Source organism: Methylovulum miyakonense HT12 (assembly GCF_000384075.1).
Classification (GTDB): Bacteria; Pseudomonadota; Gammaproteobacteria; order Methylococcales; family Methylomonadaceae; genus Methylovulum; species Methylovulum miyakonense.
Window position 1 is genome coordinate 590416 of the sequence record NZ_KB913025.1, and the last position, 12159, is coordinate 602574.

Here is a 12159-nt window from a genome sequence, read left to right on the forward strand (position 1 = left end):
TGCTATATAAACTAAACATAAAATGACTACCTTAAAAAATAACTTAACTTCTCTGCAAGATATAGCTAAAGAACGGACAGTAAAAACTCAAAGTATTGAGTATGATTTGGAAACTCTTGTAAAAAAAATCACCAAAGGAACAATTAAACTTGATCCTGAATATCAAAGGCGACATAGATGGAATACTGAAACATCCTCTCGTCTAATTGAAAGTTTAATTCTTAATATTCCTATCCCAATAATATATTTATCACAGGATGTAGATGTTGATACTGATACTGAAGATTCAAGATACTCTGTTATTGACGGCCAACAAAGACTCACAGCTGTACACCAATTCTTTAATAATAAGTTTCCTTTAGAAGGATTAAAAACACTTAATGCTTTGAATGGATCTTTTTATAGAGATTTACCACCTTTTTTAATTCGTAGATTAGAAGAAAGAACAATCAAATGCTTAAGAATTGATTCAACTATTGATGCACAAGTTAAAATCGATATTTTTGAAAGACTAAACTCTGGATCGGTAAAGTTAGAAGCTCAAGAGCTAAGAAATGCTGTTTATAGTGGGAACTTTAATAAATTATGTAAAGAATTATCAAAAGATGAAAACTTCAGAGAGTTATTACAAATAAATGGCGACAATGAAAAAAAAGTAAAAAAAATGGAGGATGTTGAAATAGTCCTGCGATTTTTTTCAATGATAAATGATAATTATTTAAATTTTAAAAAGACTAAAGAGAAAGGATTCGTTGATTTTTTATCTGAAGTAATGGAAAAAAATAATGAATTAAATTATAAAGAACTTAAAAAACTTGAAGAAGAATTCAAGAATACAATGAAAATAATTAGAAGAGACTTTGGAGATAGTGGATTTGCAAAATACAAAAATGAAAACGGTAAATTGAGGCTTCAATCAAAATTCAATGTTGCGGTTTTTGATGCTTTAGCTACTAGTTGTCATGACTTAATTTATGAAAATGGCATCAAGGATTTTAGAAACAAAAGAGATTCATTTCTCGATTTATTTAAAGAAGAAGATTTCTATGAATCTATTTCTGGTAGCTATTTAGACACGGCAAAAATTAAGCTACGCATTGAAAAAACAACTAAAGCTTTACGATGACAGAGACATTTATTTTTTCACGATTGGAATCTATTGAAAAAAGATTTCAGGAAGTTGATATTCTCCTTAGATTTGCAGAAGAAAATCAAAATAATGAGGAAGCTTATTCTACTCTTTGTCGCTCAGCTCATATTATTCTTGTTGCCCATTTTGAAGGCGCAATTAAGGAAATTTGTAGGGATGTGATTGATGATATTAATTACAATATTACTTATGATAAGATTCCTTCTAAAATATTCGCCACTTACTGTGATTATTTTTTGGTTAAAGAAAATAATAATGAATTTTCAAGTAAGGGTAAACACAAATTAAAAGAAAAACTATCAACTGCTTTTGGAACTTCAAGAGCAACTTTGAAAGTTGAACCATTTATATTTACTGAAGGTAAAAACCTTGCCCCTAAAATAATAGAAACTATACTGAAACGATTTGGATTAGATGATTTTTTCTGGAGTTTGAAAAATTCATCTTTAGATGTTGTTTTTCAAGATTCAAGAACTGAAATAGAAGAACTAGAAAATTTGCTACAAAATCATATTAACGGAAATGTTATCAGATATCCGTATACCGTTAACAGAGGTATTTATAATCCTGATGAAAATATCCTTACCGAAACAAAACAAAAAACACTTTGGGAGGAATTTATTGACGATATTTTAAAAGAACGACATAACATCGTTCACGGACAAGTTCTTAATAACCCATATAATCATGAAGATTTAAACAAAGCAAAGATTAAAATTAAAATCGTTATTTATGTATTTATAATAAATTTAGCCTTTATATCTAATCCTAATAGTTAAAATTTTATTAGCATGATTACTGAAATTTCATACCATAACCTTATAAACCAATTAGTAAGGTGCATTGCAATAGTTCTAAAGATCATTGATTTTCGCATTTGCATGGAGTGAAAAAACTGCTTTTTCACTCCAATCAATATCAATAAGCCGACACATCACCTTCCACCGCATTCCCCCCGCCCGCAAACGGAAAGCTATTATTTTTCCGAATCCCCATACGAATTATCGTCAGCATTTTGCTGAATTCCTCACTCTTTTTAATATGCCGCAACATTTCATTTTTCGCCGCTTGCACATCGCGGTTGAGCAAGTGCTGGAGGATGCGGTGGTGTTCTTCGTAGGTTTTTCTGATGCGTTCTTGGTCGGTAAAATCCAAACGGCGAACGATGCGGATACGGTTGCTGATGTCGATCAGCAATTTCATTAGGGCTTGGTTGCCGCCGCCTTCGGCGAGTTTGATATGGAAGGCTTCATCTAGGCTGGCGATGCGTTCGGCTTTGCCTTCGTCGTCTTCGCTGGTGTCTTGTTCCCAAACTTTGCACAAATTTTTCAACGCCTCGTCCGACATATTGGTGCAGGCCAATTCCAACGACAACATTTCCAAGCTGACGCGGATTTGGTAGTAGTCGGTAAATTCTTCCAAATCCATTGAGCGCACAAAACAGCCTTGTTTGGGGCGGATGGTGATCAGCCCTTCGGTTGCCAAACGCTGCAACGCTTCCCGGATCGGTGTCCGGCTGACATTGAAATAACCCGCCAACTCGGTTTCGGTCAAACGCGAATTCGGCTGGACTTCAAAATTCAGGATCATGTTGCGGAGTTTGCCATAAATATTTTGCGCCGCCGCGCCTTTTGCTTTCGTCATGTAGTTTTTGTCACCAATCGCCTGTGGTCTAGGGGGCATTTACTTGAAATGCTAAGGGTTTGATAGGATTGCCGCATTGTCGCTAAGCAATTGGCCACAGTATATAACATGAGGCTAGTCAATATTGAAGCGAGGCCGAATAATCGCGTAATGTCGGCTATGCCTCACCGCCATTACCTTAAGGATTTAAACAACATAAATCAGTAGATCGCCTAATGAGCCTACTCCTGCTGGAACGGGTTTATAACCCGTTCCGTAACGTTTTTAGTGCCTGTAGGTATCTTGGAACGTTAGGGACGGGGTTTCAAACCCCGTCCCTCGTTAAAGTCCCAGGATTTAGCAAGCAGCAAACCAAACAAGCTTCCGATAAACAACCTTGACAAATTAGTGCGACATTCATGTGCAAAATTACCGCTTTTTGCACCAAATTGACCAAAACCTGTGCAACCCTGCCCCGTAATTCATTAGCAAAACCGCCTTTTTCTTGTTAAGAAGCCATTTATTTACAATAACTTGTAATAAAAATTCAACAACAATCCTAATGGTATGGGACTTGCTTTGTTGTATACATAGTTGCATTTTACTTGCCACTGCCACACCAAACAGCGGAGATTTGCCATGCCATCCCTTGAAATCCATGCCGAACCTGAAGCCATCAGCATCAAGCTAGCTAAAACGGCTGTGGTCATGATTGATATGCAGCGGGATTTTCTTGAGCCGGGCGGTTTTGGGGAATCCCTAGGCAACGACGTTTCCCTGCTGGCAGCCGCCATCGGCCCTTGCAAGGCTTTGCTGGACGCGGTAAGGCAAAAAGGGATGCTGGTCATCCATACCCGTGAAGGCCATCTTCCTGATATGTCAGATGCCCACAAGGCCAAAGTGGAGCGTGGCGACCCCAGCGTGCGGATCGGGCAGATGGGGCCGATGGGGCGCATCCTGATCCGTGGCGAGCCAGGGCAAGACATAACCCCGGAACTGTACCCGCAAGCGGGGGAACCGGTCATCGACAAACCCGGCAAAGGTGCGTTTTATGCGACTGAATTCGAATCCATCTTACAAGCCAACGGCATTGAAGACTTGATCGTCTGCGGCGTCACCACCGAAGTTTGCGTACACACCACAATACGGGAAGCAAATGACCGGGGCTACCGTTGCATCGTACCGGGAGACTGCTGCGGCTCTTACATACCCGAATTCCACGAAATGGGCCTACGCATGATCAAGGCGCAAGGCGGGATTTTTGGCTGGGTGACTGATTCGCAGCGTATTTTGGCGGCAATGGGTGGGTGATATTTTTTAGTTTATAAGCCAGATGGCATTCCCAAGCTGGGGCTGGGGAATGGGCGTCATGGTGGGCAAAACAGCATTGCCCACCCTACTGCTCTGCAATGGACGCGTAAAACCTACCGAATGTATTTTTAATTCAGGCATATCAACACAGAGGGCATTATGACAACAACAGCAAAGGTTAACATTTGGACACCCGGGGACTGGAACGCCTATTTCGGTTTTGGCACCAACATTCTGGTCAATCTGCTGGTCTTGACCGGGCTCTTACGGTTCGTGCTGAAAATGCCCGATGAAATTGTCTTCGGCCGTATTCTTCCGGCGACCGGGCTGATGCTCTTTCTAAGCACGGTTTATTATGCTTGGCTGGCCTACAAGCTGGCAAAAGAAACGGGCAGGGATGATGTCTGCGCCCTGCCCTCAGGCATCAGTGTCCCGCACATGTTTGTGGTGGTTTTTGTCATCATGTTGCCGATCTCGCTCAGCAGCGGTGACCCTATCAAAGGCTGGGAAGCTGGCTTGGCTTGGGTGTTCATCCAAAGCTTTGTGCTGATGGTGGGCGGCTTTATCGCGCCTTTTATCCGCAAGGTCACACCACGCGCCGCCTTGCTCGGCACGCTGGCGGGGGTGTCCATCGCCTTCATCTCCTTACGCCCTGCCCTGGAAATGTTCATGACCCCAGTAGTCGGCGTGGTCTGTTTCGCCATTATTTTGGCAAGCTGGTTCGGCGGGGTGCGTTATTTCAAAGGCGTTCCGGCTGGTTTGGTCGCCATTGCCGTGGGCACTCTCATTGCTTGGGGCTCCACCGCCATGGGCTTGAATTATGGCGGCATGAGTTTGGAGAATGTCACGGCATCTTTTGCTAACTTTGGTTTCTCGTTCCCGATCCCCGCCATAGGCCATGTTTTTTCAGGTTTTGAATTTTTGGGCGTGATCCTGGTGACGGCGATCCCATTTGGCATTTACGACCTAGTTGAAGCGATGGATAACGTGGAAAGCGCGGCGGCGGGCGGTGACAGCTACCCCACCACCCGCGTGCTGACCGCCGACGGTGTGGTCAGCCTGGTTGGCTGCATGATGGGCAACCCGTTCATCAACGCCGTGTATATCGGGCATCCAGGTTGGAAGTCCATGGGCGGGCGCATAGGCTACTCCGCCGCCACCGGATGCACTGTGCTGGTACTGTCCTGGTTAGGCATCATCGCGCTGATGGCCTCGCTGATACCGGTCGTCGCCATTTCGCCGATCCTGCTGTACATTGGTATGCTAATTGGTGCGCAGGCGTTCCAAGAAACCCCAAGAAGCCACGCGCCCGCCATCATCCTGGCCTTGATGCCGAACCTTGCCGCCTGGGGCAAGTTGCAGATTGACAATGCCTTAGGGGCGGCGGGCACCAGCGCCGCGACGCTCGGCTTGGACAAACTCGGTAAAGTAGGCGTGCTGTACCATGGCCTGGAAGTGCTGGGCGGCGGTGCCATCCTCGGCGGCTTGATGCTAGGCGCGATAGCCGCTTTTATTATTGAGCGCAAACTAGTCAAGGCCGCGATGTTTGCTTTGGCCGCGGCGGCCTGTACGTTTGTTGGCCTGATGCACGGCGAGGCCATCGGTTTCGCGCAATCGTTGCCCGTGACATTCAGTTACCTTGCCGTGGCCGGTATCCTTTTCGTTTCGGCAAAATATGCCGAAATAGTGCCGGCATCCGCAGAAACCCATTAAAACTGTCCATCTTTAGCCTTCCATCAAATAAACCGGATCAGTTTGATGCCCAAAAAACACCCTATGCGCCAGCTACCTAGCAATTTGGCGCATAGGTTTTACCCCAAACAATCAGACGCCATGAACCCAAAGCGCTGGCCGACTTGCCACCGCATTAACCACATCCCCTTCCCCAGACATTGCTTAGCTTAAAACCGATTATGGTTTTGGCCTGTACCTCCCGGCCCGCGTCTCCAACCCGCACCCTTCATTTACCCCCGCGTTCCTTCAGACCCACACCCCACAACTTTGCACAATCCGTCAAATGACTCATGAGTCATTTGACGGATAGCTGGCAAGAACAGGTTTTTATACAGTGGACACCTTCCCAATCCTTTAACCTAGGTACGTATGTCCCTATGGTTTTTTTGCGTAGATCCGCCACATAACCTGGTTATTAGAGGGTATGCTTGGCAAGCAAAATCCTAGAAGTTTTTCGAGGATAGGGTCAATTGGTTACAATTGGATTGTGTACGCCCCTACAAAAGCCCATGAAAAACAAAAATATCTACCAGAACATCTCAAAAATCCGCCGCGATTATAATTCATGGGTGGCCAACGAAAGCCTGGAAGACTACGCCCTGCGTTTCGCCCCGCGCAGTTTCCGGAAGTGGACGGAGTTCCAAGTCGCCAATACTGCATTTGGTTCGACTTCATTTCTCGTGTTGGAAGCCATCGGTGGCTTTTTGTCCATACACTACGGTTTCACCAATGCGTTTTGGGCCATCCTGATTGTCGGCCTCATCATCTTCATCACCAGCTTCCCGATCAGCTATTACGCCGCCCGTTACAACATCGACATTGACTTGCTGACGCGCAGCGCGGGCTTTGGTTATATCGGCTCCACCGTCACCTCGCTGATTTACGCTTCGTTCACGTTCACGCTGTTCGCGCTTGAAGCCTCGATCATGTCGCTGGCCTTGGAGTTGTATTTTCAAATCCCTATCGCCCTCGCCCATGTCATCAGCGCGGTCACCGTCATCCCACTGGTGACGTTTGGGATCACCACCATCAGCCGGATGCAGCTATGGACGCAACCCGTTTGGCTGCTTCTGCTGGTCGCCCCGTACATCGCCGTCGTCATGCACGAACAGGATGCGCTACTGACGGTGCAAACTTATTTTTGGATAGCGGGCAGCGGCGAAGGCTTTAATTGGCTGATGTTCGGTAGCGCCACCACCGTGGCGTTTTCAATGGTGGCGCAAATCGGTGAACAAGTGGATTTTCTACGCTTCATGCCGGAAAAAACCGAAAAAAACAAACTCCGCTGGTGGCTGGCGACCATCAGCGCCGGGCCGGGCTGGATCATCTTCGGGATGCTCCGGCAACTGGGTGGCGCGTTGCTCGCGCATCTTGCGATCCGCCACGGCATCGCACCCGAACATGCGCACGAACCCACGCAAATGTACTTGATTGCCTACAAAGAATTGCTGCCCAATCCGGAGCTGGCCTTGGCGGCCACGACTTTATTTGTCGTCATCAGCCAGCTCAAAATCAATGTCACCAACGCTTATGCGGGATCGCTCGCTTGGTCGAACTTTTTCTCACGCATCACCCATAGCCATCCTGGGCGGGTGATCTGGCTGTTGTTCAACGTCCTGATCGCCTTGTTGCTGATGGAATTTGGCGTGTTCGGCGCCTTGGAAAAGGTGCTGGGCTTGTTTTCCAACATGTCCATCGCGTGGATCAGCGCGGTGGCGGCGGAATTGCTGATCAACAAACCACTGAAACTTAGCCCCAACATCATTGAATTCAAACGCGCTTACCTGCCGGATTTGAACCCGGTCGGCATCATCGCCACCTTCGTGGCTTCTATAGTCTCCATACTCGCTTACGTGGGCTTGTTTGGCGATTACGCCCGCGCCTTTTCGGCCTTCATTTCCTTAGGGCTGGCGTTTGCCCTAGTGCCTATCATCGCCTTTTTTGCCGGACACAAGCATTACTTGGCGCGTGACCGCAACAAGAAAAACCGCCACAGCCATAACCGCTGCGTGATTTGTGAAAACGAATTCGAGCATGAGGACATCGCCCATTGCCCCGCTTACAACGGCAGCATTTGCTCGCTGTGCTGCACGCTGGATGCCCGTTGCCTGGATGCTTGCAAGCCTGGGGCACGGCTGGATGATTATCTGGAACAATTTGCCCGTAAGTTCATGCCTTCACGCATGAACCTGACCGCCCGTCTGCGGCTGCTGCGCTTCACCTTGTTGTTCGCCTTCCTATCAGTGCTGACCAGCATTTTCATCGGCATCATTTATTACCAAGATTTGCTCACCGCCGAGGCATCCCTACCCACTTTCCAATTGCTGTTGGCCAATTTCGTCAAGGTTTACACATCGTTGCTGGTGTTCATCGGTTTATGCACATGGTGGCTGATCCTGAATGATGAAAGCCGCCGTGTCGCGCATGAAGAAACCGGCAGGCAAACGCAATTGTTGCTGATGGAAATAGAAGAACATGAAAAGACCGACGCCAAATTGGAACAGGCCATCAAAATGGCGGACACCGCGAACAGCGCGAAGAGCCGCTTCTTGAGCAATATGAGCCACGAAATCCGCACCCCCTTGAACAGCATCATCGGCTATTCGTACATTTTGCACAAAGACCCGGCCATCCCCGAACACCGGCGGCAAGCGGTGGACACGCTCAAACGCAGCGGCGAACATTTGTCGGCCTTGATAGAAGATATACTCGACATTGCCCGTATCGAAGCCCGGAAATTTGAACTGAATTACGAGCCGGTCAATTTCCAGGCGTTTATCGAACATTTGGTGCGGATTTACAAAGCACAAGCGGAAGACAAAGGGTTGTCATTCCGCTGCCAAATCCTCAACACCTTGCCACAACGGGTACGCGCCGATGAAAAACGGGTCGGGCAAATTTTAATGAACATCCTCAGCAACGCCGTCAAATTCACGCAAACGGGCGGGGTCACCCTGTGCATCGGCTATAGCGGCGGCGTGTCAACCCTCCAGATCATCGACACCGGGCCGGGCATTGCCCCCGAACAATTGGACGCCATTTTCCAGCCCTTCATGCGCCTGAACACGACCACGGGCAACGCCATTTCCGGCAGCGGTTTGGGGCTGACCATCAGCAAAATCCTCGCCGAAATCATGGGCGGCGACTTGGCGGTGGCTAGCGAGACGGGCAAAGGCTCGACGTTTACCGTACGGCTATTTTTACCTAACCTGGGCGCGGCCCCGGAAACCCTGCAAGAAGAAAACATCATAGGCTACCGTGGACGGAAGCAAAAAATCCTCATCGTTGACGACCAACCGGAACACCGGGATTTGATGGTTTCCATCCTTGAACCCCTAGGTTTTATCATGGATACCGCCACCTCAGGTGCCGATTGCCTAAGCAAAACCCAGCGCTATACCCCTGATCTAGTGCTGTTGGATTTGACCATGCCGGACATGGACGGTGCGGAAACCGCCTCACGCTTACGTAAAAGCGGCCTGCTGAAACCGATCATCGCCCTGAGCGCCAACGCCTACCCCGCTGACCGCGCCTCAGCCATCCAAGCGGGCTGCAATGATTTTTTGGCAAAGCCCATACAAGTCCGGGAATTGCTGCATAAACTAAAGCTGCACACGGCGCTGACCTGGATTTGCCAAAACGATGAACCGGACCTTAGCGGCACCCAAGAAGAACCGTTGGAGTTGCCACCACCCGATGTCCTGAAAAAATTACAAGCCTTTGTGCGTATCGGCGATTTGCTGGGGTTAAACAAAAGGCTTGATGAATTGGTTAAAAATAACCCGGAGTACCGGCCTTTAAGCTTACGCATCAAGACCCTGACCAGTGAATTCCGCTTGGCGGAAATAAAGAAGCTGTTGGCTTAAATCCACAAAATAACAAGGCCGGAACAGGGTTATGAGCCGCTCCATAACGTTTTTAGTGCTTAGGGCTATATTTTGAAATGTTAATGGCGGGATTTCGAATCCCATCGACTTTGCTAACTTTATTTGCCTTCGAGCGCAACCATAACCGCGTACGCAGGAAGGGCCAAACTGACACTACCGTTTTCAGACTGGATGCCTTCTTCAACAATCCGCACATTTTCTTGCGCTTCATTATCCGCAGCCGGTGACGGGCTATCCAAGCGCCACACCCGCCAAGCCTGTTTTTGCGCTTGCACCGGGAACTGCACGGTGATTTTTTGCGCTTCGGCTTTGGCGGAAACGGCAGCTAAAGCCCAGCCTGTGGGAGTGCGCAAGGCCGCCAAGGTGATAGCCTTATCATTTGCGTCCAGGCTTTTCAGCAGATGGACATCGGCAGGCAACACTTGGTTGAGCATCGCCATTGCCAAGCCAGCCGGCCTTAAGCGCTGCGTATCGCCCAAGTCGCGGACGATGCCCCAAAGCTTGGCCAATCCCCGTTGGTTTCCTTGGCTTTCGACAAAGGCGTCGTATTGCGCCAAGGTGTACAGGCATTGCTTAGTGATGCCTAGGTTTAACGCAGTCAACAAGCGTTTGGCCAAGGCGGCTCCGGCGGCGGCGCTGGTGGTGGCGATGTCACGTTCCGCCGCCGGGGCATTGCCGCCCGTGGTATGCAGATTGGTTTCGTAAACCAGCAAATCTTTGCCTTGTGCCTGGGTGGCGGCGAGGGTCTCACGGAAAAAATCATCTTGCTCGAACAGCTTTTCCAACACCTTATCCGTGTCATCCAGTTTGAACAAAAAATACGGCGCGACGGCCAAGGCTTGGGCATTGCCGACGCCTGCGAGGTATTTCGCGGATAGCCACGGGTTGACGTATTGGCCATTGACGACCGTGTGCAGGGCAGGATGGTTTTTGGCTCCGGTCAGAAGTTGTTGGAAAGCGCGGGTGGCGGCTTCACCATGTGCTTGATAAGCCGGGATGCCTGCGGGGCGGAAAATGGGGTTCCAATTTTCGTTGCCGAATTCGACCAGCAGGTCTTTAAAATGGAAGGTGTCTATTTGCCCGCTTAAATAGCATCCGAGTTTTTGCAATTCATCATCACCCATCGTCGGCGGCACGACCAGCCACGGCTGCGCATCCACATCATGCGCCAATTGCAGGAACTCTTGGAGACCATAGCTGAACGTGCTTTCCGCACCTGGGCGGTAGCGGGTCGCGCGTCTGGCATAAGGATCGGCGGTGCGGTTATCGAAGGTGTCGCCTAATTGGCCTTGCCAATCACGCAAGTAGCCAGGCCGTAATTTTTTCAGGGCGGCGACCAATTCGGGGCGGAACGCGCTGGCGGTGGTTTTGCTGGCGGCGCCTAATTCAATATCATCCAATAAGATTTGCCCGTGGCTGCCTTCGGCACGGAAACTTAAGGCCAGTGCCGCGGCTGCGCCCGTGTCTTGGACGGTGAACTCGCGTTCTATTTTTTGCCATTTATCAGTGGGCTGGAAAGTTTCCTGGAAAAACGGCTGGCCACCATTTAAGCGGCGGAAACCGACGCTGATTTTTGCGCCGGATGCGTTTTGTTTCAGCCAAAAAACCAGTTTCCAGACACCGTTGACAGGCAATAATTTCCCCGCCCTATCACCTATGCTATCTAAATAAGACAACACCTCCACGGGACTGCCTGCTTCCGGTTTGAGGGCCAAAGACCGCAAGCCGTGGCTATCCGGTCGTTTATCGGTGCTGATAGACAATTGCCCTGGCAATAAACCTTTGCCAAACCACCATTGGCTAGGCAAGTCTTGGTCGTTGATGCGGGTGAGGCTGACGACATCGCCTAGTTTTAAAGTCGGCGTTTCGCCTGCGGCTATAAATTCCGGCAAGCCTTGTTGGCCTGTAGCTTTGGAATCGAAGATAACCCCTTGTGTGCCCGCACCTGCGCCACTGCGCACATCGTACGACGCGCCTGCCCAAAAACCATCGGGGCGTTTTGTCCATGCGGTGTCATCGGTGAAACTACGGCCATCCGCTGTTTTCACGATGACGATGGCGCGGTCTATGATGCCTTCAAAACCGGGGTTTTTTAGGACATTGGCAGGGAATTGCGACGCGCCCCACGCCGTCCATTCGCCTAGGTTAAGGCCTAAGCGCGGGACGTTTTTGGTGATGGCTTGGGGGTTGACTTGGTAATGGAGTTCCGGGGTGGCTTGTGCTGAAGGAAACCATAGTATGGCGAGGGTGATGATGAGCGCGTAACGGGTTTGGCGCATAAAAGGCCTGTTGATAAGTGGTGGTACGTTGCGCGTACCTGCTTTCACAAGATGGGACGGGGCTTATTACCAATGCCGTTAAGTTAAGGGAAATGATGCCGTAGGAGCAGGCCATACCTGCGACAAGCACTCAAGGAATTCGATGGAACACCTATTTGTTCGCGGGCATGGCCCG

At 49.0% G+C, this 12159-nt stretch carries 7 protein-coding genes; 5 read left to right on the top strand and 2 right to left on the bottom strand.

The features are described from left to right. Positions 1 to 22: 22 nt before the first annotated feature. Positions 23 to 1126: a DUF262 domain-containing protein gene (locus METMI_RS0103025; RefSeq protein WP_019864749.1), complete on the top strand. Its 1104-nt coding sequence runs from the start codon at positions 23 to 25 to the stop codon at positions 1124 to 1126. Further along, positions 1123 to 1929, top strand: coding sequence for an MAE_28990/MAE_18760 family HEPN-like nuclease (locus METMI_RS0103030; protein WP_019864750.1), 807 nt, complete (start codon positions 1123 to 1125; stop codon positions 1927 to 1929). Before METMI_RS0103025 ends, METMI_RS0103030 begins: the two co-directional genes overlap by 4 nt. A 139-nt stretch (positions 1930 to 2068) precedes the next feature. Here the strand turns inward: METMI_RS0103030 and METMI_RS0103035 are convergent, their stop codons facing one another. Continuing rightward, complete coding sequence (locus METMI_RS0103035) at positions 2069 to 2833, bottom strand: GntR family transcriptional regulator (RefSeq protein WP_232215172.1); 765 nt, start codon at positions 2831 to 2833, stop codon at positions 2069 to 2071. A gap of 579 nt (positions 2834 to 3412) precedes the next feature. On the opposite strand from METMI_RS0103035, the gene METMI_RS0103045 reads away from it, so the two are divergent. The 3 genes from METMI_RS0103045 (at position 3413) to METMI_RS0103055 (ending at position 9684) form a co-directional block, all read left to right on the top strand. Further along, on the top strand, positions 3413 to 4084 hold the full coding sequence (locus METMI_RS0103045; RefSeq protein ID WP_019864753.1) for a cysteine hydrolase family protein: 672 nt from the start codon (positions 3413 to 3415) through the stop codon (positions 4082 to 4084). Between the two features lie 159 nt (positions 4085 to 4243). Next, complete coding sequence (locus tag METMI_RS0103050; RefSeq protein WP_019864754.1) at positions 4244 to 5797, top strand: xanthine/uracil/vitamin C permease; 1554 nt, start codon at positions 4244 to 4246, stop codon at positions 5795 to 5797. A 530-nt stretch (positions 5798 to 6327) separates the two neighbouring features. Further along, positions 6328 to 9684 (top strand): hybrid sensor histidine kinase/response regulator, encoded by a 3357-nt coding sequence (locus METMI_RS0103055; RefSeq protein WP_019864755.1) that lies wholly within the window; start codon positions 6328 to 6330, stop codon positions 9682 to 9684. A gap of 119 nt (positions 9685 to 9803) precedes the next feature. Here the strand turns inward: METMI_RS0103055 and METMI_RS0103060 are convergent, their stop codons facing one another. Further along, the gene (locus METMI_RS0103060; protein WP_019864756.1) at positions 9804 to 11984 is read right to left on the bottom strand and encodes a hypothetical protein; all 2181 of its coding nucleotides are present in this window, start codon (positions 11982 to 11984) and stop codon (positions 9804 to 9806) included. Positions 11985 to 12159: the final 175 nt, after the last annotated feature.

Coding starts and splice junctions, on each gene's coding strand:
- METMI_RS0103025 (WP_019864749.1), top strand. CDS start 23: ATGACTACCTTAAAAAATAACTTAACTTCTCTGCAAGATATAGCTAAA.
- METMI_RS0103030 (WP_019864750.1), top strand. CDS start 1,123: ATGACAGAGACATTTATTTTTTCACGATTGGAATCTATTGAAAAAAGA.
- METMI_RS0103035 (WP_232215172.1), bottom strand. CDS start 2,833: ATGCCCCCTAGACCACAGGCGATTGGTGACAAAAACTACATGACGAAA.
- METMI_RS0103045 (WP_019864753.1), top strand. CDS start 3,413: ATGCCATCCCTTGAAATCCATGCCGAACCTGAAGCCATCAGCATCAAG.
- METMI_RS0103050 (WP_019864754.1), top strand. CDS start 4,244: ATGACAACAACAGCAAAGGTTAACATTTGGACACCCGGGGACTGGAAC.
- METMI_RS0103055 (WP_019864755.1), top strand. CDS start 6,328: ATGAAAAACAAAAATATCTACCAGAACATCTCAAAAATCCGCCGCGAT.
- METMI_RS0103060 (WP_019864756.1), bottom strand. CDS start 11,984: ATGCGCCAAACCCGTTACGCGCTCATCATCACCCTCGCCATACTATGG.